Annotated in this window: 22 protein-coding genes, 1 pseudogene and 1 other annotated feature; of the genes and pseudogenes, 11 read left to right on the top strand and 12 right to left on the bottom strand. The window is 49.7% G+C overall.

Annotated features, from left to right (window positions below; genetic code table 11):
- Window positions 1-95: 95 nt before the first annotated feature.
- The 5 genes from OCH80_RS05965 to OCH80_RS05985 all read left to right on the top strand — a co-directional run bounded on the left by OCH80_RS05965 (window position 96) and on the right by OCH80_RS05985 (window position 2,886).
- Window positions 96-320: a hypothetical protein gene (locus OCH80_RS05965; protein ID WP_404538892.1), complete on the top strand. Its 225-nt coding sequence runs from the start codon at window positions 96-98 to the stop codon at window positions 318-320.
- Window positions 321-335: 15 nt separating this feature from the next.
- The gene (locus tag OCH80_RS05970; protein ID WP_404538950.1) at window positions 336-1,328 is read left to right on the top strand and encodes an alpha/beta hydrolase; all 993 of its coding nucleotides are present in this window, start codon (window positions 336-338) and stop codon (window positions 1,326-1,328) included.
- Window positions 1,329-1,351: 23 nt separating this feature from the next.
- Window positions 1,352-1,843, top strand: coding sequence for a cyclophilin-like fold protein (locus OCH80_RS05975; protein ID WP_404538894.1), 492 nt, complete (start codon window positions 1,352-1,354; stop codon window positions 1,841-1,843).
- A 91-nt stretch (window positions 1,844-1,934) separates the two neighbouring features.
- Window positions 1,935-2,186, top strand: a complete 252-nt coding sequence (locus tag OCH80_RS05980; RefSeq protein ID WP_404538897.1) for a DapH/DapD/GlmU-related protein — start codon at window positions 1,935-1,937, stop codon at window positions 2,184-2,186.
- A 328-nt stretch (window positions 2,187-2,514) separates the two neighbouring features.
- A complete protein-coding gene (locus OCH80_RS05985) occupies window positions 2,515-2,886 on the top strand; it encodes a hypothetical protein (protein ID WP_404538900.1) in 372 nt (123 codons plus the stop codon).
- A gap of 57 nt (window positions 2,887-2,943) precedes the next feature.
- On the opposite strand, the gene OCH80_RS05990 is transcribed toward OCH80_RS05985, so the two are convergent.
- Genes OCH80_RS05990 through OCH80_RS06005 form a run of 4 tightly spaced genes read right to left on the bottom strand, consistent with a single transcriptional unit; the run spans window position 2,944 to window position 10,204 of the window.
- A complete protein-coding gene (locus OCH80_RS05990) occupies window positions 2,944-6,690 on the bottom strand; it encodes an SbcC/MukB-like Walker B domain-containing protein (RefSeq protein ID WP_404538903.1) in 3,747 nt (1,248 codons plus the stop codon).
- Complete coding sequence (locus tag OCH80_RS05995; RefSeq protein WP_404538906.1) at window positions 6,674-7,645, bottom strand: hypothetical protein; 972 nt, start codon at window positions 7,643-7,645, stop codon at window positions 6,674-6,676. The genes OCH80_RS05990 and OCH80_RS05995 overlap by 17 nt, the downstream gene beginning before the upstream one ends.
- Window positions 7,633-9,153, bottom strand: a complete 1,521-nt coding sequence (locus OCH80_RS06000) for a hypothetical protein (protein ID WP_404538910.1) — start codon at window positions 9,151-9,153, stop codon at window positions 7,633-7,635. The genes OCH80_RS05995 and OCH80_RS06000 overlap by 13 nt, the downstream gene beginning before the upstream one ends.
- Window positions 9,140-10,204, bottom strand: a complete 1,065-nt coding sequence (locus tag OCH80_RS06005; protein ID WP_404538912.1) for a DUF2399 domain-containing protein — start codon at window positions 10,202-10,204, stop codon at window positions 9,140-9,142. The genes OCH80_RS06000 and OCH80_RS06005 overlap by 14 nt, the downstream gene beginning before the upstream one ends.
- 183 nt (window positions 10,205-10,387) lie before the next feature.
- On the opposite strand from OCH80_RS06005, the pseudogene OCH80_RS06010 reads away from it, so the two are divergent.
- Both OCH80_RS06010 and OCH80_RS06015 read left to right on the top strand, forming a co-directional pair.
- Window positions 10,388-10,966 (top strand): annotated as a pseudogene (locus OCH80_RS06010) (histidine phosphatase family protein).
- A 138-nt stretch (window positions 10,967-11,104) separates the two neighbouring features.
- Window positions 11,105-11,806 carry a TIGR00266 family protein gene (locus OCH80_RS06015; RefSeq protein ID WP_404538915.1) on the top strand — a complete coding sequence of 234 codons (702 nt, stop codon included), beginning with the start codon at window positions 11,105-11,107 and terminating at the stop codon, window positions 11,804-11,806.
- Between the two features lie 255 nt (window positions 11,807-12,061).
- Here the strand turns inward: OCH80_RS06015 and OCH80_RS06020 are convergent, their stop codons facing one another.
- A complete protein-coding gene (locus tag OCH80_RS06020; RefSeq protein ID WP_404538917.1) occupies window positions 12,062-12,967 on the bottom strand; it encodes a proline-specific peptidase family protein in 906 nt (301 codons plus the stop codon).
- Window positions 12,968-12,999: 32 nt separating this feature from the next.
- Entirely contained in the window at window positions 13,000-14,619 is a 1,620-nt protein-coding gene (locus OCH80_RS06025; protein ID WP_404538920.1) for a peptide ABC transporter substrate-binding protein, read from the bottom strand.
- Window positions 14,620-14,679: 60 nt separating this feature from the next.
- Window positions 14,680-14,895: a binding site (T-box leader), on the bottom strand.
- A 148-nt stretch (window positions 14,896-15,043) separates the two neighbouring features.
- On the opposite strand from OCH80_RS06025, the gene OCH80_RS06030 reads away from it, so the two are divergent.
- Entirely contained in the window at window positions 15,044-15,793 is a 750-nt protein-coding gene (locus tag OCH80_RS06030) for a class I SAM-dependent methyltransferase (RefSeq protein ID WP_404538923.1), read from the top strand.
- Window positions 15,794-15,854: 61 nt separating this feature from the next.
- Here the strand turns inward: OCH80_RS06030 and OCH80_RS06035 are convergent, their stop codons facing one another.
- From OCH80_RS06035 to OCH80_RS06050, 4 genes are all read right to left on the bottom strand, one after another.
- Complete coding sequence (locus OCH80_RS06035; protein WP_404538926.1) at window positions 15,855-17,669, bottom strand: ABC transporter ATP-binding protein; 1,815 nt, start codon at window positions 17,667-17,669, stop codon at window positions 15,855-15,857.
- On the bottom strand, window positions 17,662-20,016 hold the full coding sequence (locus OCH80_RS06040; protein WP_404538929.1) for an ATP-binding cassette domain-containing protein: 2,355 nt from the start codon (window positions 20,014-20,016) through the stop codon (window positions 17,662-17,664). Before OCH80_RS06040 ends, OCH80_RS06035 begins: the two co-directional genes overlap by 8 nt.
- Window positions 20,003-20,407, bottom strand: coding sequence for a MarR family winged helix-turn-helix transcriptional regulator (locus OCH80_RS06045; protein ID WP_404538931.1), 405 nt, complete (start codon window positions 20,405-20,407; stop codon window positions 20,003-20,005). Before OCH80_RS06045 ends, OCH80_RS06040 begins: the two co-directional genes overlap by 14 nt.
- A gap of 199 nt (window positions 20,408-20,606) precedes the next feature.
- Window positions 20,607-20,903 (bottom strand): hypothetical protein, encoded by a 297-nt coding sequence (locus OCH80_RS06050; protein ID WP_404538934.1) that lies wholly within the window; start codon window positions 20,901-20,903, stop codon window positions 20,607-20,609.
- Between the two features lie 4 nt (window positions 20,904-20,907).
- Between OCH80_RS06050 and OCH80_RS06055 the strand changes: the two genes are divergently transcribed.
- Entirely contained in the window at window positions 20,908-21,030 is a 123-nt protein-coding gene (locus tag OCH80_RS06055; protein ID WP_404538937.1) for a hypothetical protein, read from the top strand.
- 45 nt (window positions 21,031-21,075) lie between these two features.
- On the opposite strand, the gene OCH80_RS06060 is transcribed toward OCH80_RS06055, so the two are convergent.
- Window positions 21,076-21,270, bottom strand: a complete 195-nt coding sequence (locus OCH80_RS06060) for a hypothetical protein (protein WP_404538940.1) — start codon at window positions 21,268-21,270, stop codon at window positions 21,076-21,078.
- Window positions 21,271-21,347: 77 nt separating this feature from the next.
- Complete coding sequence (locus OCH80_RS06065; protein WP_404538943.1) at window positions 21,348-21,647, bottom strand: MATE family efflux transporter; 300 nt, start codon at window positions 21,645-21,647, stop codon at window positions 21,348-21,350.
- A 27-nt stretch (window positions 21,648-21,674) separates the two neighbouring features.
- Between OCH80_RS06065 and OCH80_RS06070 the strand changes: the two genes are divergently transcribed.
- Together OCH80_RS06070 and OCH80_RS06075 are read left to right on the top strand one after the other, a co-directional pair.
- The gene (locus OCH80_RS06070) at window positions 21,675-21,920 is read left to right on the top strand and encodes a MerR family transcriptional regulator (protein WP_404538945.1); all 246 of its coding nucleotides are present in this window, start codon (window positions 21,675-21,677) and stop codon (window positions 21,918-21,920) included.
- A gap of 17 nt (window positions 21,921-21,937) precedes the next feature.
- Window positions 21,938-22,147, top strand: a complete 210-nt coding sequence (locus OCH80_RS06075) for a hypothetical protein (RefSeq protein ID WP_404538948.1) — start codon at window positions 21,938-21,940, stop codon at window positions 22,145-22,147.
- The last annotated feature ends 334 nt before the right edge of the window (window positions 22,148-22,481 follow it).

Consider the following 22,481-nt stretch of genomic DNA (forward strand, 5'->3'; position numbering starts at 1 on the left):
TCACAAAAGGAATATCATGAGATAGATTATAACCATTAGCGCATAAAGGAGCAAGCTTTTATACTAATCAATAAGTAAGGCAGAGGAGGTGCGGAATGGACTTGCCGACTATCAAGCAAAGCCTGGCTGACGCGGGCTGCGGGCAAAAATTGTCCACGGAAATTCTTAGGATGTATGAGAGCGGGCAATATGAAGACGCCCTCCGGAAGATAAAGCTGGCAAGGTGCCAAGCCATGTGTGAATTGCACGAGTGCAGCCGCAAGGTCGACTTGCTGGATTATTTAATCAGAAGAGCGGAAAAAGAGAAGATTAGCCAATAATGGAGGCAAAAAATGATGCAAACTGAAGAATTAAAGTTAACGCAAGAATGGGACAAGGTCTTTCCGAAGAGTGACAAGGTTGACCACAAGAAGGTAACTTTTGCCAACCACTTCGGCATCACCCTGGCCGCTGACATGTACACGCCAAAGAATGCCGAGGGCAAACTGCCGGCAATCGCTGTTTCCGGGCCATTCGGGGCAGTCAAGGAACAGTCAAGCGGTCTGTACGCGCAAGAGATGGCAGAAAGAGGTTTTCTGACGATTGCTTTTGACCCATCCTTCACTGGTGAATCCGGAGGCAATGTAAGAGATGTGAATAGCCCGGACATCAACGTCGAAGACTTCCAAGCAGCGGTCGACTTTTTGTCAGTTCAAGATAATGTAGACCCAGAAAGAATCGGGATCATCGGCATCTGTGGCTGGGGCGGGATGGCCCTGCAGACAGCCGCGATCGACACCAGAATCAAGGCAACCGTAACTTCTACTATGTATGACATGTCCAGAGTGACGGGCAATGGCTACTTTGACGCGGACGACAATGAAGAAGCCCGCTACAAGATGCGAGTTGCCTTGAATAAGCAGAGAACGGCTGACTTTAAGGCTGGCAGCTATGCCAAGGCCGGCGGGGTAGTTGACCCGCTGCCAGAAGACGCACCGAAATTTGTCAAGGATTACTACGCTTACTATAAGACTCCGCGCGGCTATCACAAGCGCAGCCTTAACTCGAACAGCGGCTGGAACGTAACGGCTGCTACATCCTTGCTGAACATGCGCCTGTTCACTTATACCAATGAAATCAGAAACGCGGTCTTGATGATCCACGGTGACCAGGCCCACTCCTGCTATATGTCAAAGGATGCCTACGCCGACATGATTAAGGATAACAAGTACACCGACAACAAGGAACTGCTTTTGATCCCGGGGGCAAGCCACACTGACCTTTACGACCAAAAGAACATCATTCCTTTTGCCAAGATGGAAGCCTTCTTTGACAAGTACTTGAAGTAAGCCTTGCATGACGGAAGAATAAAATGAAAGCCCCAAAAATAATTGTTTCTGCTTTAGCCACGATCAGCCTGCTTGTTTTTTCTGCTTGCAGCCAGCAAGAAGAACCAGCTGCCAGTCAAAAGGCAACTAATCTGGCAAAGCAGAAGAGCAAGAAGAAAAAGTCACAGCGAAAGAAGTCAGGTAAAATGCAGTTAACAATTGGCAATAATGAGCTGCCGGTCAAGTGGGAAAAAAATAAGTCAGTTGATGCGTTAAAGAGGTTGACGCCACTGACCATCAAAATGTCGATGTATGGCGGCTTTGAGCAAGTAGGCCACTTGAGCAAGAGCATCATTAGTGATGACCGGCAAACTAAAACAATTCCTGGTGATATTGTTTTATATTCAAGCAACCAGATTGTGGTTTTTTACGGCAGCAATTCTTGGGCGTATACAAAGCTGGGGCACATCAATCTGGGCAAAAAGGAACTGAGGAAGCTGCTGAGCCATGGCTCGGTCAAGTTGACATTGAAGTAAAAAAGCAAAGTTGATGGCCAGAAGATAATTTTTTATCAATACTGGCTGCACCATCCAAGACCAGGGCGGAGTCTATATTGGTGACGGGGCTTTGCTTGGCCACCACGCTATGATCGCGACCTTGAACCATGAGCAAGATCCAGCCAAAAGAGGAGAGCTGCTGCCAGCAGCGGTTCATATTGGCAAAAAAGTCTGGCTCGGCGCGAACGTAACTGTTTTGCCAGGCGTCACGAATGGTGATGAAGCTGTTATCGTGGCTGGTGCGGTAGTAACAAAGGATGTACCGGCCAAAACAATCGCGGCAGGCGTGCCAGCCCGCGTGGTAAAAGAAATAACTGAATAGAGGAGAGCAGCATTCTGGAAATTAGGGATGCTGCTTTTTGGTAATGTGTATTTTTCAAAAAAACATATTGCTTATACTAAAAAGATGTATAATTGCTAATTTCCCAAAAATTACTACTCAAAGTGCTCTATCACTTGATATATCAACCTTTTATAGGATTTCGTTGAGTTTGAGTTACAACTCAAAAAATATTATCTTAAACTTCGAAAAAGGCCGTAATAGTAGGCTTCTTAGACATTGAGGTGTAAAATCCTGGGAAATTAGCAATAATGGATTTGATCAACAGAGGTTGACCTTGCTGTGTAGTAATTGAAGGGGATGAGAAAAATTGTTTACACAGAAGCAAAAGACGATTGCCTATCGGGTTTTGATGGCAATTTACCTAGTTGCTTTGGGGCCAAACTATACTTTTGGCTACGCGACGCAAGACAATCCTACTAACCGCTTTTTCTTGATTGCTAATTTGCTGTCGATTGTCGCGCTGATTCTGGCAGCTGTTTGGATTGACCGGCCTAAGTTTTTCAAGGCAGTGTCTGTTATGATGGTGATTGTGGCTATCTTGGCAGTAGTTCAGCTTGCCTTTCCAGGGCAGTCAGCTTATGCAAGGTACAGCAACGCGTGGGCAATCATTAATATCATCTGGGCTGTGTTAACCGTACTTTACGAAAAGCAGCAGCTTCAGATGAAAAAGCACGCTTAGTTTAATCTAAGAGCCAAAAAGGCATGACTCCGTTAATTCGGAATCATGCCTTATTTTTTAACGATTTTTTCTGACGATGCTCTGTTCAACAGAGATAAAGTGATTCTTGCCATCAACCGTGTGATCGATTAGGGTGAAGTAAGTCGTGTCCTTGCTGTTTTCTGGTACCGCAAGTCGGGCATTGTAGCCAGTAGCAATAAAGTTGTCCGCGATATCGTAGATGTTCTTCAGCAGCAATTCTTGCTGCTCATCATCGATCCCTGAGAAGGATTCGTCCATCAAGATGATCTTTGGAGCAAGCGGATTGGTCATCTTCTTTTCATCCAGTTCCAAGACGATCAAAAGCGGCTCCAGGATTGCCCGGCTTCTTTGTCCTTCCGAAAAGGCGTTGAGCTTCCGGTCAGTCATCTTTTCCGGGGCGTCACCAGCATGGCGGCGGAAGCTGATATTGAATCTATACCATTTCTTGTAGTCAAATTCCTCATAGAAGTGGTCAACCAGTTCATCCCTGGTCATTTCATCGTTATTGTCCTTGATATAAGTCCAGAAGCGGTCCATCAACAGAGTTACGGCGTTCTGGCTTTCCGGACTGTCGATTGACGTATTGCCAAAAGCAGCCAGGTAGTCCTTCTTGTAGTCAGCAATCTCACTGAAGCTGGTATAGAAGGAGATATGGTTGGTCTGTTCTTTTTCCTTTAATGACCGGCTGATCTGCTTGGTCAAGCTGGTGGCTTCGGCGGTCGCCTGGCGGATCTTCTGCAAAATCGTTGAGTTGTTGAGGTAGCGGGCCAGTCGCTGGACCTCATCGTCGGCCGATGCCCTGAAGGATTCGAGCTGCTGGCGGATGTCCTCATACAGCTTGTCAAGTTCCAGTTCCTTGTCCCCAAAGTAGTAGTGAACGACCGCGAGATCATGCATAAGGTTCTGAACTTGGACCAGCAGGTCGTCATTGAGCTCAAGCTCAGCAAATTCCAAGCGCTTGCTGTTGTCGACCCGGTACTCCGTCTTGCCGTTGATGCCGTTGACGGCAATCATGGCCAGGTTGGCCTTGCTTTGGTTGCTGGCCTTGATCTGCTCATTGTTCCAGTCTCCAGGGGATGCATTCCGGACTTTGTCGGTCAGCCCCAGCTTTTCCAGCAGGCCGGTGACCGCCGCATATTCATGATCCAGCTCTTCATACGCGGTCTGCTTTATCGGCAGCTGCGTCTGGCAATCGGCCAGCTGCTGGTTTTCGTGCTCCAAATCGTAGCCGCTTCTGCTGATCTTGTTTTTGACCTCTTCAATCAACCGGTCCAGTTCTTCCTTTCTGGCCAGCTGCTTTTGGGTCTCTGGATCATTTTGAATTTCTGCCAGCTGCTGCTCCAGCGTCTGAATCCGGGTCTGCATTTCGGTCAAGCGGTCCTGCTTGTTCTGAACCTGTGCTTCCTTGTCAGCCAATTCGCTCTTGGCTTGCTCCAAGCGCTTTTCAAGTCTGGCCACCCGCTCGTTTTGTCTGGCCAGGGCTTTTTCCTGTCTGGCCAGTTCGCTTTGCTTGCCTTTGAAGTCTTTCCATTGAGAGGCATAGTCGTAAAAAGCATTGAGCTCACTAGGCAGGTCAGGGCAAAGGCTTGAACGGACCTGGTCGCTTTGCCGCTTGAAGTCAGCCAGTTGCAGCTGCAGCTGCTCTTGCTGCTTGTGCAGCTTGCCTTGATCAGCCAGGGCGTTTTGGTAGGCGATTTGGGCTTCGGTGACTCGGTCGCTCTTTGGGAAGGAGGCCGGATCAGCCTGGTCAAACAGCTCCTGGTAGCTGGCCAGCTGGTCCTGCAGAGCCTGCAGGCGCGCTTCCGCCTGGCTTAGCTGCTCCGTCAGCAGGGCAATCTGTCTTTCCCGCTCTTTTTGCCGGTTGCTTTCACCGATGTGGGTGATGGCCGTGCTTTTTTCGCTGTGGACCTTGACGCTGGCGTAGCTGACGTGGCCGTCCTTGACCGCGATCGTCTTCAAGAAGGCATTGACCCGGTCATCTTGGCTGACTAGGTAGTCAGCCAGGCTTGCTTGTCCTGGGGCGGCTTTGCCGTCAGCTCCCCCGGCGGCTTCCAAGCCGGTCTTGATCCCGCTTCCGTCAAACAGGGCATAGAGCAGGTTGCTGTACTTTAAGTCGCTTTCCAGCTGCAGCTGCAGGTCAGCCGGTACGCCTTCTTTAAAGTCAACCAATTCAAAGAGCTGCTGGCCGGCCTTAAAGTCAGCCGTCGTTTCCGGCTTTGGCTGCTGCTTAAGCTTAGCCAGATCAGTCCGCAGCTGGCTAAGCTGAGCCCGCTCTTCGGCAATGCCATGCCGGCTTTCCACGATCGCTTCCTGGTATTGGGCCCGGGCACTTTCCAGCAGCTGTCGTCTGTCCTCATAGGCGTCTAGGTCAAAGTCTAGAGTCTGGTCAAAGCTGATCTCTCTTTCCCGCAGCCATTTGGCAGTGTCCTGGTCAAGGGCACTCAAGGCTGCCGCGATCCGGTCGGTTAAGTCAGCTTCATCAAAACTGTTGATTTGTTGATTGACCAGATTCAGCTGGCTGAGCAGATTCTCATTCTGCTTGGCCAAGTCCGCCAGCTGCTTCAATAGCCGCAGTTGCTCTTTCAGCAGCTGGTCTGGGTTTGGATAAGCGCGGGCCAGGTCGGCTTGGGCCGGGTAATGCGTCAGTTCAGCCTTAATGGCCTCAAGGCTTTTGGCAATTCCCGCCAGTTCAGTCCGCTCGTTTTCCAGCTCTGCTTGGTTGTCTGCCAGCCGTTTTTGGACGTTTTGATAGTCTTGCTTGGCAGCTGCCAAATCTCTTTTCCGGCTTCCGGCCTCATCCTTGCTTTGCTTAATCTGCCGGGCCAGCTGGTCTAGATTCTTGGCGTCAATCACGGTCTGCAGGGCGTCGCGCTCGCCTTCTTCTGCCTTTAAGTCCTGCTTGAATTCAGCCTGCTGCTTGCTGAAGCGGGCAATGCTTTCCCTGGTTTCCTCCAAGCGGCTTTGCAAGCCAGCAAATTCCCGCTGCCGGCGGTTAAGCTCAGTCTTGGCTTTGGCGTAAAAAGTCTGGATCTGGGCCAAGATCGGCTTGTTGGTCAGGTTTTCCCATTCCTCGGTCTTGGCCAAGGCCGAGTTGAGCTGGTCCAGCTCTGCCTTTTTCTTTTCTTCTTCAACCATGGCCAGGGCATTGTCGATAAAGTTCTCTACCGTTGCCCGGTCCGCATAGTGGTTGAGGTTTGGCAAGGCCGTCTTCAAGGCGCTGTCCAGTTCCGCGGTGCTGCCAGTCTGCTTTAGCGGCGGCTTTTCAAAAGCGGCCAGGTGCTCAAAGTATTCCTGCAGCTCGCTGGGCGACTGGAAGCCAAAGAAGAGGCGGTTGATGGCGCTTTGGTAGTCGGCCTGGGTGTCATAGCGCTGCTCAACCAAGGGCTTGACGGCCCCGCGGAATTCCTGCCAGCTGGTGGAGTAGGGAACCTCATCCCCCTTGACGCCTTGCTTGAGGACATAGTAATAGTGATTGGTATTTGAGCCTTCGGCTGACTTGCTGTAGGCCAAAAGCAGGGTCTGCAGCAAGTCGCCGGCCTTGAATTCCACCCAGGCAAAGCCCGCTTCACCGGCCTTAATGTAGTAGTCCAGGCTGCGCTTGCTGTCGACGACCCGCATGCTGCCCAAGAAGATGGTTGGAAACAGGGAAAGCATGGTCGCGGTCTTCCCGGATCCATTCTCCCCGTTAAAGACGATCGCTTGGGTATTGGCGTCAAACACCTGGTCGCGGTAGTTAAAGTAGTTGTAAAAGCCAAAGCGGTTCAGCTTATAATTCGTCATCATTATCCTCCTCTTCTTTGACGATGATCCCAGTCAGGGAAGTAGCAAACCAGGTGTCCTGTTCCTTGGAAAGCAAGCCGTAGTAGGTCAATTCGCCCAGCAATTCAGTCAGCTTCATCTTCAAGCCCGCGGCCTTCTGAGCCCCGGTCATGGTCTGGTAGCTGGCGGTCTTTTTGGCTAAAGCCATGAGCTCAGTCAGCTGGAAGCTGCTTTGCCCGCTGTCGTTGATCAGCTGGAGCAATTCAACGGCCATGGCGTCCAGCTTGCTTTGAACCGTATTAGGGAAGTCCAGCTGGGAGTAGTTGAGCAAAAGGAAATAGTCATCGACGTTGACCAGGCGCAATCCTTGCCTGGTTTCTGGATTGTAAAAGGGCTCAAAGGAATTCTGCAGGTAGTTGTACTCGCTCTTGCCCATGCTTTCCTTTCTAAAGAAGCCGTTTAAGAGCAGCTCCTGGCGGGCAACGTCGTTGCCGTTCTGGATCCCCTTGGCCAGGTCGATTGGATCCTGGGGCTTGGGCCGCTTGGTCAAGACGTACAAGGAGTCCTTGTCGTCCTGGTCGCGCAGGGCAAGGATGCCGTCTTGCTCCAGCTTGGCGATGACCGGCTTCAGGTACTTGGGCAATTCCGCCGAGCTGGCCGTGAACGAGTTTTCCTGGTCATTGATATAGGCCACGATATCCTGGTAGAGGATAGTCATGCCCACCTGCAGGCTGGACAGTCTCGCCAGCGTCTCATAATAGATCCGGTACAAGAGGGGATCGGCCTGCACGCGCTTGTCGGCTTCAATGCCAACGGGGCGGGTCTTGGAATAAGCCCGCAGATGCAGGTCCTGGTCTAAGACCAGGTTGAACTTGTCTTTCAGATACTTGCTGATCTGCAGGCGGTTTTGCCTGATATAAGCAGTCGTCTTGCCAGCCAAAAGCTGCGGCATGATCTGGCTCCAGTCTAATTCTGCCATCTGTCTTTTACCTCCAGTCTGCACTTGCATAAGATCAGGGTTTGGGCGGGAGAGCTGATGACCATGTCGTCTGCCTGGAACTGCTTCACCAGCAGGTAGTCGCCGGTCGCGGCGCTGGCACTGACCAGGTCCCCGGCTTCTGAGAAGCGGTAGTCAAAATGACTTTGCCCCAGCAGCTTTTGCAAAAAGGCAAACTCTTCGTCAGTCAAATTAGTTAACGGCTTATTGATCAGATTTTGTCCAAGTTGGGCCTGCTTGGCTTGCTCAGCCGCGTGCCTCTTTTGCTCAGCCGCCAGTTCGGCTTTTTCGTCATCAGATAGTTCCATGGACCGGGCCAGCTTGCTTTTCGCCTGCTTGCGTGCTTTGGCCGTAAAGCTGTAGTGGATTTTTTCATCATCCAGCCGGTAGCTGGCATGTTTGGACATGTACCAGTGGTGAAAATGGGGCGTGCCTTCATATTGGTCAAACAAAAGGGCCATTTCTTGGGCACTCATGCCTGCCTGAAACATCTGGGCCTGTGCCAAAAAGCGCTCCGCCCGCTCCTTGCTGACCTGGATTTCTCGGTTTTGGGAGATGAGGTCGATCAAGGCGAAGAACATGTCGCTCAAGCGGTCCAGAAGGCTGGAATACAGGCCGCTGCCCGCCCGCTCGCTTTGGGCAATGTCCGCAATATTGCCGGCCATGATCTCCGCCAGCTCGTCCGGGCTCTTGGTGGCGTTGAAGGCCTGGAGCTCAAGGGCCAGGGGCTGGTAGAAGAGCTTGGGGCCAATTTTGTTCTGGCTGTCTTCCAGGGCATATATAGCCTCCAGCACTTCGGGGATCTTGCTTTCGACCTTATCGAGGACCTCCTTGACCACGTCCCGCAGCTTAAAGAGCTCCTGGTTCAAGTCGCCAGTAGTGTTGGCATCGGTCTCTAGACGAAAGACCTGCATGTTCAGGTCATGGATGTTGGTCGCAAAGCTGTCGATCCGGTTCTTCAAGCGGTTGTAGATCCCGTTGTCATAGCCAAAGGAGCGGTCGTAGAGGGAAATGCCGTCTTCAAAGAGCTTGCCCTTAAGGGCAAGATTGTCCGGATCCGTGAGCAGCTGCTCCAGACTGGTCTTCAATTGCCGCAAGTTCTCGATCAGCTGGTCGGTTTCGGTCATGGACAGGGATTCTCTGATCTGCTTTTGCAGGTTGGCGATCTTGTCAAAGGCCTGGAAGAGCTCCATGCTCTCGCTGGTCAGGGCATAGGCCGTGGTCTGCATGGCTTCCTTCATGGACCGGGCCTTGGCTTGGTTGGTCAGGGGGATGGATTTTAGGTTTTTGCTGGCAGACAGTTTCTTGAGCAGCTTGGTGACGTCATCGTAGTCAGCCTGCAGCTGCTCGCTCAGCTGCAAGGGCGTGTATTCGCCCATGGGATGGCTGTTCAAGAAGACGACGATGTCCCGAGCCAGGCCTGGCGCGGCAACCGCCTTGATAAAGCCGTCCGCCTGGGACATAAAGCTTTCGTCATTATAAAAAATCATGGATTGCCTCCTCAAAAATTACGCGCTGCTTGTGCTGGATTTCTGCCAGCAATTGCTGCAGACCGGGATTGGTGACTTCTTTGATTTGTTTGTCTTTTGCCGGGGGAACGCTGGCTTGGTAATGCTTCTTGTAGGTTGCCAGGTCCATGTTGAGCAGGTGAAGGTCTGGAAACTCCAAGAGCAGGTTGTCCGCGATCTTGATCCCGCTTTGGTCCAAGTCGCCGGAATAATAAAGCTGGCAGTGATTGGTCAAAAGGCGTTTGATCAGCCTTTTCGTGGCCAGGTTGACCTGCCCGCCCGTGCAGACGAAGGCGCGGTCTGGGAACTTGCTGGCCAAAGCGGTGGTCACGCCGGAATTTTCATGCAGGTAGACCTTGATCTGCTTTGGCAGGGGGATGCGGTCAATATCGGGCAGGGCAATGATGTCGTAGGTCAATGGCGTATCCAGCAAGTTGGCCGTCATGGCGAAATTGTAGAGCTGGTCAGGGTAGACATTGAAATCAGCCAAGGTTGCGTCTTCGCCCAGCTGCTGCTGGATGATTTTGTCAAGGCAGCCGCGGCCCTTGCTTCCCCGGTCAAAAGCGTGGGGATTGCCTAGCACCTGCAGGGCAAAGGTTGGCAGCAGGACGCCTTCAGCCGGTCTGTCCCAAGCTTTGGCCATTTCCTGGTAAAAGGGGAGGTCGCTCAGCAGCTGCTTGTCTGAATAATTCTGGGTTAGAAAGGCGGCGTATTCTGGTTGGACTTCCTGTTTGAACTGGGCCAGCTTAGCCTGGTTAGCCAGGCCCTTTTGCTTGCGGCGGTCTTTCTTGGAGAGCAGGGGACCATATTTGTCCTCCAGCTCCTGGTAGACTTCGTCCGGACTTTTGCCGTATTGCTTGAAAATTTGGTAGCAGGGGATGCTGTAGCGGCCATCTTCTTCCAGCTTGCCTTTGCTGTAGAGACCCAGATCCAGCAGGTCAGTCTTTTGCAAGTGCACGCGCCAGTTTTTCAGCTGCCGGTTTTCGCCTTTTTCCAGATATATGTCCTTTGTCAGGGCCAGCCAATCGATCATAAGTATTCCTTCCCTATTAGTTTGCAAGCGACGATTAGCGCTTGGTCTTCAGTACTCCATCATACCAGATTCAGCAGGCGAAACGGCTGAAATGCCGCAGGTAAGTGCTTTTTCACGATTTTGCCAAAAATGCTATAGTTTTCTATGAAAGCGCTATAGGGATGTGAAAAGGAGCAAATTTAGATGGAAAAGATACTGTATCCCATGCGGCATGGCCAGACCTTATTCAACCTTGAACACAAGATCCAGGGTTGGTGCGATTCACCTTTGACTGAATTAGGGATTGCCCAGGCCAAGATCGCTGGCCGCTACTTTACAGATAACAAGATTAAGCTGGACCACTGCTATCCAAGCACGAGCGAGCGGGCATGCGACACCTTGGAACTGGTGACCGGCTGCCGGCTGCCTTATGCCCGGCTCAAAGGAATCAAGGAATGGAACTTTGGCCGCTTTGAGGGCATGGACGACTTTTTGAACCCGCCGCTGCCTTACCGGGACTTTTTCGTCAAATATGGCGGGGAAGACTAGGAAGCAGTCAGCAAAAGAATGGCCCAGACCTTGAGCCAAGTTATGGAGCAGGAAGACCACTATTCAGTCTTAGCGGTATCACACGGCGGTGCCATGGTTTGCTTCCTCCGCTACTACCAGCAGCCTTTGCCGCATGAAATGAAGAATTGTACGATTCTTAAGCTAAAGTATGAGGACGGACAGTTCACCCTGCTGGACTGTTTTGAACCAGATTTCAGCGCACTAGAAAAGTAAGCGCAAGCCCGTCATGACTTAACCTTTCGGCAATAAGAGTATTGTGGGAAAAAGTCGCTTTTTGATATAATATAGGCAAGAATAAATGACATAAATATCAGATTTAACTGAAAAAATAACGAAAGAAGGAGGAAGCCCATGAAGTACGAATTAAGTGGCGGGAACACCTGCCCATTGGCAACCGTCACCCTTGACAAGGGCGAAAGCATCAAAGTCGAAAACGGCGCGATGGTCTACATGAAGGACGTGTCCATTGCCGGGAAGATGAACTCAAGCAAGAAGGGGCTGGGCGGCCTGCTCGGTGCGATTGGCCGGAGCTTGACCAGTGGTGAAAGCATGTTTATCACTCAGGCAACCGGTGATGCCGATGGCGGACAAATTGGGGTTGCGCCAGCGATTCCGGGCAAGATTGAGAAGCTGTCCGTTGGCAAGCAGCAGTATTGCTTGAACACCGGTGCCTTCTTAGCAAGTGACGACAGCGTCAGCTACAAGATGAAAAGTCAAAGTTTTAGTAAGGCAGCCTTTGGGGGAACCGGTGGTTTCTACGTAATGCAAACTGAAGGTGAAGGCGATATGTTGGTCAACGCCTTTGGTGACCTGGTTGAACTGACGGTGACCAGCGACAAGCCGATCTCAATCGACAACGAGCACGTCGTTGCTTGGGATGCAGGGCTTGACTACGACATTAAAGTTGCATCCGGAATGTTCGGCTTCACTTCCGGTGAAGGCCTGGTCAACCACTTTACCGGGAACGGCAAGGTTTTGATCCAAACCCGGAACCTGCACTCACTGGCAGAAGCATTGCAACCTTTTATCGTTGAGAAGGATAGCAACAGTTAACAAATACTGATTGTCATAGACCGTGAAGCGGCTCTAAAAAACTTGTTCAATATCACGCCATTTGGTATGATGCTTGAACAAGTTTTTTTGCTTCTCTGTAAAATGGTCTGACTTAGATGAGTGCTTTCGGGAATCCATTTTGAAAAAACGTGCCAGTTGAAGACTTTTGGGGAACTCGAATTTCGCAAAACAGCTTCAGTTGGGTACTTTTCAAAACAAAAGACCGTCACGATTGTGGCGGTCTTGTTGCTATTTCTACTCATTATTAGCAAACTTTCCAGCTTCAACATCACTGATAAACCTATATAAGGAAGAAAAGAATGCCTGAGGATTATCGATGTGGTGGCAGTGGCCGCCATCTGGAGTAACAACCATCCGGGAGTTTTTCAAAGTCTTGTGCATCCGGCGGACAGCATCGAGCGGCATGGTGTCAAATTCACCGACGGTCAAAAGGGTAGGCAGGGTAATCTGCGCCAAACGGTCACGGAAATCCCACTCCGTCAGCTTGCCCACCATCATGAATTCATTATTGCCTTGGAAGTAATTGTAAACTTGAGTATTGGTCGTGCTGACCACGTGCCGGGTTCCATTTTCCGGGTGGCGGATCAAGTAAACAGAGTAAAGCTTGGCGACCAGTTCTTGGTACATCGCATCATCAAAATTTTCTGCGGCTTCGCATTCGCGCATGTATTCCACTTGGGCCGGACTGAACATTTCGTCTCGTTCCCGGTTGATGTTGACCGTGTATTCATCTAAATTGTCAATCATCGATTCAATAATGACGGCCTTGAGATGCTGGCCATACTTGACTGCATATTCTTGGGCCAATAATCCGCCCCAAGAGTGGCCCAGCAGATAAAAGTTTTCCAAACCGAGCTTCTGGCGGACTTCCTCAAGTTCGTCGACAAAGTAGTCAATGCTCAGATACTTGCGGTTTTCTTCTTTAGAAAAATCTGGCTGATCTGACCAGTATGAACCCAATTGGTCATAAGAGTAGACCTCAACTCCTTTGCCGGCTAAGCCAGCCTTGAAATTGTCAAAGTCTTCATGGTTGTCACCAGGCCCGCCGTGCACGCAGAGCAGCTTGACCGGTCCTTCATTGACCTTACGGGTAAAAAGGTGATAGCCATTGTCTAAAGTAACGATTCTCGTTTGATCCATGATTTTTTCTCCTTCAGTCATAAATTCACTTGTTACTTGAAGTATGCTCTCGTGTAGTCAACCATGCCAACCTTGTGCCAAAGTACCCCCTTTAAATTGGCGTTTACCAGGTGGTCTTCAACCATGGTGTAAAGAGGAAGAACAGGGTAATCTTGGTTCATTTGCTTTTGAGCCTTTAACAGGTGGCTGAAGTAGACTGATCTGGTCGCGGCATTTCTTCTGGCTTGGCTGAGCTCATTGTTGTAGGCAGCACTGGTGTATTTACCGTAATTGTGGCTGTTAGTCTTTTCCAAGGTCTGCAGTTCGCTGTATGGGTCAGCGTAGTCGTTGAGCCACAGGGAAAGGTAAAGGTCATATTTGCCATTGGCAACCAAATTGTAGGCGGACTTGGATGGCAGATTCTTGACAGTCACTTTAAGTCCTGGCAGCTTGCTTTCCAGCTGTGACTGCAGGAATTCACTGACATTCTTGTCGGTAGTTGTATCACTTGCCACCAGGGTCAGTTCAACTTTTGACTTGCCCAGCTGTTTTAAGCCAACCTGCCAGAGCTTTTTAGCCTTGGCAACATTGTAAGTTTCTTTTGGCTGTGCTGCTGCTGCGAAGTCCTTGCCACTGGCTGGATCCTTTGCGGCGTTTGGTGCTGAGAAGGTGTAGGATGGCTTTGAACCATCTGCTAAAACCTTTTTAGACAGCTGAGTACGATTAACAGCCAAGTAGAGGGCTTGACGGAGTTGCTTGTTGGCCAATACGGCGCCCTTAGCCATATTCAGATTTACGAAGTTATTACCTGACCGGTAGAGGTGGTAGAGGTTCTTATTATTTTGCAGACCTTGTGCCGTCGTGCCTGAAACTACCGCATCATCTAAGCTTCCTTGTTGGAAGAGCTGGTGGGCAGTGTTTGAATCCTTGACGACTTGGTAATTTAGCTTTTGCAGCTTGACCGCGCTTTTAGCGTAGTAGTATGGATTCTTGACAGCAGTCCACTTTTCGCTGGTGTTAGTCCACTTGGTGACCTTGAAGGCCCCGTCAAAAGCGGTATACTTGGCAGCCGTACCATATTTGGCACCATATTTTTTAACAAGGCGGGTGTTTTGCGGGTAAAACGCTGGCATAACCATCTTGTCGATGAAGGTCGGTTCTGGATTTTCAAGCTGCACAACCAGTTTATACTTGCCAACGGCTTTGACGCCTAAGCTGCTGACCGCCTTTTTGCCTTGAGAGATCTGGTCAGCATTCTTGATGTTGCTGAAGATGTAGTTGTAACCAGACATTGCTTTGGGAGAAACGCCTTTTCGCCAGGCTGTCACAAAGTCTTGCGCGGTCACAGTATCACCGCTTGACCATTTGGCATTGTGCCTCAGATTGAAAGTATAGGTCTTGCCGTCACTGGACTTATGATAGCTAGTGGCAACCGCGGGAACTGGCTGGTCATTTTTATCTGACCGGTAAAGGCCAGCCATAGTTTGCACCAAAGTGTCCCACTGGGGGATTGAGGCAGTCACTGAGGTATCGAGGGAGCTGACTACGTCAGTCTCCATCAAGTTCAAACTGGTCTTGCCACTGGATGCTTGGGAATTGTTGTTGCCGCAGGCAGCCAACGTGCAAGCTGACATGCCAAGTAATGCAACTGTTGCCATTTTTCTAACTTTCATTTGCGTTCCTCTTTTCATCTTGCATGGAAAAGAAAAGCGCCCCACTGGATCAAATTGATCCAATAGGGCGCTATTAGCGCGGTACCACCTATTTTCGCCGTTAGGCCTTCACGCACAGATAATGCGCTGCCGCTTTAAGGGGCGAACCCCGAAACCACTAATCTCGCAGTTTCCGCTCAAAGGTGATTTTCGCACTTGGTCTGACCGCTTCTTCACACCAACCAGAAGCTCTCTGCAGGTCTCGCCAAAACTACTTTTCCTTTTCAAAGCAATGTTGTTTTGATTTCATGTTTTTTATCTTAATCCTAAATCTGAGAAAGTCAACGGTAAATGGCAAAAAAGTTAAGCCAAAGTTATAAATGCCAGAAAGAATTTTAACGCTGTGTTAAACTAAAACTATTAATTACGTGGAGGAAAAACAATTATGAACTATCAAGACATCAACGCTGAAACGATCGACCGCTGGGTCAAAGAAGGCTGGGAATGGGGCAAGGCAATTGACCACGACACCTTCCAAGCTGCTATAGAGGGAAAGTGGGAGATCAAGTTGACCCCGGTTAAGTATGTCCCGCACAGCTGGTTTGGTGACTTACACGGCAAAAAGGTTCTTGGCCTAGCCAGCGGGGGCGGCCAGCAGATGCCGATCTTGACTGCCTTGGGAGCAAAATGTACAGTCCTGGACTATTCTGACCAGCAGCTGGAAAGTGAGCGCCTGGTTGCAGAACGTGAAGGCTACGATATCGATATTGTCAAAGCCGACATGACCCAGCCTTTGCCTTTTGCTGACGAAAGCTTTGACATGATTATTCAACCAGTTGCCAACTGCTACGTTGAAAAAGTTAAGCCGATCTGGAAAGAATGCTACCGGGTTTTGAAAAAGGGTGGGGTACTCCTGGTTGGCCTGGACAACGGGATCAACTACCTGTTTGACAGCGAGGATGAAAAGTATGTCGTCAACTCTTTGCCTTTTAATCCGCTGAAAAATCCTGACCAGATGCAGCAGCTGGAAAAAGATGATTCTGGCGTTCAGTTCTCTCATACCTTGGATGAACAGATCGGCGGCCAGCTGGAAGCTGGCTTTACTTTAACCAATCTCTATGAAGATACCAACGGCGAAGGCCACCTGCACGAATTGAATATCCCGACTTTTATCGCGACCAGAAGCGTGAAATAGCAAAAGCCACCAAGTTTGAGCTTGGTGGCTTTTAATGTATCCAAATTGATTTGCTTTTTTCTTATTCTTCGCCATGTTCAAACTGTGATTGGTAAAGGTCGGCGTAAAAGCCCTTCTTTGCCATCAAGCTGTCATGGTTGCCAACTTCAACGATATCCCCGTCCTTCAAGACGATGATGCTGTCTGCATCCCTGATCGTTGACAAGCGGTGGGCGATAACAAAAGCCGTCCGCCCCTGCATCAGCCGGTCCATCCCTTGCTGAATCAAGAGCTCAGTCCGGGTGTCGACTGATGAGGTTGCTTCGTCCAGAATCAAGATCTTCGGATCCTTGACAAAAGCCCGGGCAATCGTCAAAAGCTGCTTTTGCCCGGCGGAGATATTGCTGGACTCTTCGTTAATCATACTGTCATAGCCCTCTGGCATCTGCTCAATAAAGTGGTCAGCATGGGCATCAATTGCCGCCTGCCGCAATTCTTCATCGCTGGCATTGAGATTGCCATAGCGGAGGTTCTCCTTAATCGTACCGTTGAAGAGCCAGGTATCCTGCAGGACCATCCCAAACATTGACCGTAGATCTGACCGCTTCATCTTGCTGATATCTTGGCCGCCAATCGTAATCTTTCCGCTGTTTAACTCGTAAAAACGCATCAATAGCTTGACCAGGGTTGTCTTGCCGGCCCCGGTAGGTCCGACGATAGCAATCTTTTGCCCGGCAGAAACATCCAGGCTGAAGTCCTTAATAATGATCTTGTCTGGATTGTAGCCAAAGCGGACATGGTCAAAAGTCACATCGCTAGGCAGCTTGGCTACTTCTTCGGTAGAAATTTCCACCTCTTCTTCCGGCATCTCTTCTGCTTCCAGGAAGTCAAAGACCCGTTCACTAGCCGCGGCCGTTGACTGCAGCATGTTCATGATCTGCGCCATCTGGGTAATTGGCTGGGTAAAGCTCTTTACATACTGGATAAAGGCTTGAATATCACCAATCGTGACCACGCTGTTGACCGCCAGGAAACCGCCGGCGATACAGATGCCAACATAGCCGATATTGCCGACCAAGTTGGAAATTGGCATCATCAAAGAGCCAAAGAACTGGGACTTCCAGCCGGAAGTGTAAAGTTCGTCATTGTACTTCTTAAAAGTTGCCACTGACGCGGCTTCACCGTTAAAGGCCTGAACGATCTGGTGGGCACCGTACATTTCTTCGATGTGACCATCCGCGTCACCTAAAGCCTTTTGCTGGCCGATATAGTACTTTTGCGACCGGCTCATGACCATTCCCAAGATGCCGAAAGTCACTGGCAAAATCGCTAAAGCAATTAGGGTTAATTGCCAGGAAATCGTAAACATCATAATCACGACGCCGGCTACGGTCACGGTTGAAGTAATGATTTGGGCCATGGACTGGTTCAATGACTGGGCAATCGTATCCACGTCGTTGGTAATCCGAGACAAGATGTCACCGCTGGCATGCTTGTCAAAAAAGCTGAGCGGCAGGCGGTCGATTTTTTCCGAAATGTCTTTTCTAAGAGAGTAAGCAACCTTCTGGGAAATACCTGAAGTAATCCAGCTTTGCACGTAGTTGAAAAGCATGGACAGGAGGTAAAGGCCCAGCAGTAGCAGGAGGATCTTATTGATGTAGGTAAAATCAATTCCACCGGTATTTTGGATCTTGGCGCTGATCCCGGCGATCAGCTTGTCAGTTGCCTTGGATAAAATTTTCGGCCCGATAATCGAGAAGACGGTCGAAGCAATCGCGAAAATGATTACAGCGAGCAAGGACCAGTAATAGGGTTTTAAGTAGCGGAAGAGTCTGGCAAAAGTTCCGGAAAAGTCCTTTGCCTTCTCAGTTCCTCTTGCTTTGCCATGGTTATGCATCGGCTAATTCCTCCTTTGAAAGCTGTGAGTAGGCAATTTCCCGGTAGACCTGGCAATTCTTAAGCAGGTCCTGGTGCTTGCCCTTGCCGACAATCTTGCCTTCATCCAAAACGATGATCTGGTCGGCATCCATGATTGACGCGATCCGCTGGCCAACCAAGAGGATGGTCTTCTTTTCCTTAGCGGCCATCTTGGTCAGCTCCCGGCGGACCTTGGCGTCAGTCTTAAAGTCCAAAGCACTGAAAGAATCGTCAAAGACCAAAATCTCTGGATCCTTGGCCAAAGCGCGGGCAATTGCTAAACGCTGTCTTTGCCCGCCGGAAACATTGCTGCCGCCTTGAGCGATCGGGGCGTCCAATTTGCCTGGCAGACGGTCAACGAATTCTTCTGATTGTGAGACCCGCAAGGCTTTTTCTAGGTGGGAGTCATCTTTTGCCCCATATAAGACATTAGATTTAACCGTCCCGGTCAAAAGCTGGCCCTTTTGCGGCACCAATCCGATCCGCTCGCGCAGGTCGCTAAGGTCATAGTCCTTAACATCTATTCCGTCAACCATGACTTTACCGCTAGTTGCATCATAGAAGCGGGGGATCAAGTTGATCAAGCTGGACTTGCCCGACCCGGTTGAACCAATGAAGGCGGTCGTCTTGCCAGCTGGGGCAGTGAAGCTGATATGCTCTAAAGCCGCTTCCTGGCTGCCTGGGTAAGTGAAGGTCACATCGTCAAAAACAACACCCGTATTTTCCTTGCCTGACTTACTTGCAGCTGGAGATTCAATCTCAGCTTCGGTTTCCAGGACTTCCGCCACCCGGCCAGCTGAAATGCTGGCCCGGGGGATGAAGATAGCAATCATAGCCACCATCAAGAAGGCCATAATAATCATCATCGCGTACTGCACGAAGGCCATCATTGACCCGATTTGCAGCTTACCCAGGTCGATTTGCTTGGCGCCGGCATAAACGATCACCAGAGCAATCGTGTTCATGATGAACATCATAATCGGCATCAAGGTTGACATGACCCGGTTGGTAAATAGGTTGACCTTGGTCAAGTTGCGGTTTGCTTCGTCAAAGCGGTCTTCACTGACTTTTTCATTGCCAAAGGCCCGGATGACCAGCATCCCCGTCAAGTTTTCCCGCATGGACAGGTTCAATTTGTCGATCAGCTTCTGGACGATCTTGAACTTTGGCATGGCCAGGCCCATGGTAATCATGAGGATGACAAAAATCAGCAGAATTACCAGGCCGATAATCCAAGTCATTGATGGAGAAGAGTCCAGGGCATGCAGGAGGGCCCCGATGCCCAAAATTGGCGCGTAGGCCACCATCCGGATCATCAAGACAATGACCTGCTGGATCTGGGTGATGTCATTGGTTGACCGGGTGATCAAGGATGCGGTTGAGAAGCGGTCCATTTCCGTGTTGGAGAAGGATTCGACTTTTTCAAAAAGCTTCAGCCGCAAGTCCCGGGCCACACCAGCCCCGACTCTGGAAGCTAAAAGGCCAGCCAAAATGGTAATGACTGAGCCAATCAAGGCAATGCCCAGCATCTTCAGGCCCGCTGTTTGAATATAGCTGGTCTGCACCTTACTGGTTGAAGCACCCAGGCGTTTGTATTCAAGCTTGACCGCCCGGCCGCCGGCCATGTTCATGGTGCTGGTCCCCATCTTCTTCATCTGCTTGTCGATAGAATCGTAGATCTTCTGCTTTTGTTTGGCGCTCATCTGCTTGAAGAAGTAGGCCAGGTCCTTTTTCTGATAAGCAGTCTCCATTTCGCCAATCTGCTTTTTGGCCTGGTCCAGCTGCGTCTTCATTTTTACGGCCTGGGGAGTGGCCGGGGCAACTTTGGCCAGTTGCTGATAAGTTTTTTCACCCTTGGCGTATTTGTCTTTAGCAGTCTTGATTCCCTTAGAGATATTCTTGAGGAACTTCTTGCTGGTATCTGAGTTCTTATTGCCGGTGAGGGTGTAGTAGAGGATCATCCCCCGGAGCATGGCCGTGTTCAGCTTATCCCGGTCAACGTTTTTCTTTAAGACATAGAGATTCTTGCCTTTAGGAAAAGTCTTCTTTAAGTCACTGGAGACATCAGCTACTTTGACATAGCGGTAGCTGGCCTTGATCGTCTGCTGGTGACTCTTAGTTGAGTAAGTCATGATCTGCCGGTAGGTCTGAGGCGACAGGACATCAGCAACGCTGTCTTTAAAGCCGCCCGCCTGGATCCCGTTAGTTACAATATCACTCATGTAGTCCGGCAGGGCCAGTTCAGTTTGGGCCTCACCAAAGATAAAAGCAATTGCCAACAGAATCGGCAGCAGGTAGGGCAGGATATATTTTCTAAGCTTGATCATCCGCTTCCTCCTTGATCATTGCCTCCAGATTCTGGCAAACCTGTTCATGAATCCGGATAATCTCCTGGAAATCTTTGTCGGTCAGGCCTTGGAACATCTGCTTATTGCACTTCTTCATCTTAGCTATGACTTCATCCAGCTCCTGGTTGGCCTTGGCGGTCAATTCCAGCCGGTACTTGCGCCGGTCATTTGGATCTGTCACCCTGACCAGGTAGCCGTCCCGCTCCAAACGTTTGATCCGGCCGGACAGGCTGGCCTGGGTAATGTGAAAGAGGTCGGCCAGGTCGGTCTGGTTGTAGTTGGTTTTCTTGATCGCGAACAGCAAGCCTCCGGATTCCCGGGTTAAATGAATATCCTTGAACTCCTGCTGGTACAACTTATGCATGAGCATGTTCAAATAGGCTCTTTTTTGGATGATTTCTCCCAAACGGGGGTCCTCAAAATATGTGGGCTCCATTCTCCACCTCGCTTAAAATATTACTTAGCTTCCTAATAATTAACATACTAAGCATTTTACTTAGCTTGCTAAGTAATTGCAAGGGCATTTTTCAATTTATACAAAAAACGCCAGCAAATGCTGACGTTTAAAACTATTGAGTATTGAGGAATTTAGTTTCTACAGCTTGGTGATGTCGACCAAGGAGATCTTGTTGTCGTGCTTGGCTTCCAGGGCGTGGATCAAGGGAAGTGTAGATCGGCACGCCGGCTTCTACGGCAAAGCGGCGGATCAGGAAGCCGTCCTTCAAGTTGTTGTTTCTGGTTGGGATGTCGATGACCAGGTCGACCGTTTCTGTCAAGATCAAGTCAAAGATGGTGTTCTCCTTGTCATTGATCCGGTTGACCAGGCGGGCAGGGATGCCATGACTCTGCAAGAAGTCGGCTAACATTTCTTTGGTCGGCTCAGTCCTGATTTTCTGCGTTGGGGTCAACCTGCTCTACCAGGCAGACAAGGCCATGCGGAAGTCCAAGGAGGAATTCTACAAGAAAGCCGAGAACGACCGCCGGGCCCGGTAATCTTCTTTCTTTACTACATTTATGACTGTAGATAAAAAGCCGGTATTAACCGGCTTTTTCCATTGCTTCTAAAGCTTGCATTTCCTTAATAACCAAGATGGTTGAGCCCAAGACGCAGATGATTCTGGCACCTAGTTCCGCGCTCCAGAAGGCATTAGTCTGAAGAGGCGTTAAAAGCAGCCAGGTCGCGGCCAGCTTAAGGGCCAATTCACCCAAGTTGCAGTAGAGGTATTCCTTCATCAAAACCATGCTTCTTAGCAGTTCAAGAACTTGAAGATGGAGAAGAGCTGGATGCCGACAAAAGCATAGAGGTAAACTCAGAAGAAGGAGTAAGCTGCCTGGTTTTGGCTTGGATCAAAGAACATGCCTGCCAAAAGCTGGCAGAAGATGACCGACAGGGCTGAGCTGACCAGCCAGTAAATAAGGGAGACATTGCTGCAGTAGCGGTAAACTGCTTTAACAGCTGAGTACTTTTTTGCCGCTAATGACTGAGCCGTCATCAGAGTTAACGTCTGGTCAAAGCCAACTAGGACGATCCGGGCTAGGTTCATGACTTTGACGATGGCGACATAGCCTAAGATGGCTTCCTGGCCAAAGGGGTTGACCCAGGCTTGCACTAGGGTAGCGCCAAAGGTAATCGCAAATTGCTGAAAAATAGTTGGCTGGGCAATGAAGCAAAAGGTATTTTACAGCCGGCGGTTGTCAAAGATAATGGCTACCGCTACTACCGGCTGGAACAGGTGGACCAAGTTGCGACAATCCGCCTGCTAGAGAAACTGGGCAGCAGCCTGCAGGAGGTTGGGGACTTTTTCGCCTTAAAGGATTTGAATGAACGGCAGAAGTATTTGGCTAAGCAACAGAAAGAAGTTGAGAAAAAATTGCTGAACTAGTTAAGATCAAGTCCAGCTTGGAATTTTTTGACCAGCGGATCAGTGACTTGAGACAGACCGGTTTGAACAAAGTGACAATTGAAACATGCCCAGAAGAATACCTGGAAGTCAGTCCATTCAAGAACGGCGTATCTCTGAACCCAATCAGCTTCGGGCCTAGATACGGGGTGATCGTTGATGATTTTGAAAGAGCAGAAATCAGCCGCTTTTTTAAGCTGGATTTGTAAGCAAATAAGCAGCATCCCTGCATGTTTTTTGCGTGGGGGGATGCTGCTTTTGAATTTGCGGATGTTTTCAATCGCAAAAGGAGCGTAAAAGCGATTGAAAGAATAATCTATCACGTTTGCAATCTCTTTAGCTCAAAAAAGCGCTCCAAAACGAGCGCAAATGTGATTGAAAAGATAATCTATCGTTTTTTTCGCTCCGATTGCTATAATTAGGGGGAGGTGAGAAGCATGCGTGAGACCAAGGAACTATTATCCCGTTTGATACTTGAAGGCAAGAATCAGACTTTTGATAGCCTGCAAGCCCAGGACCAAAATTTAACTTTCTCTAGCTTGG

It is taken from the genome of Lactobacillus sp. 23-2, from assembly GCF_044902225.1.
GTDB lineage: Bacteria > Bacillota > Bacilli > Lactobacillales > Lactobacillaceae > Lactobacillus > Lactobacillus absianus.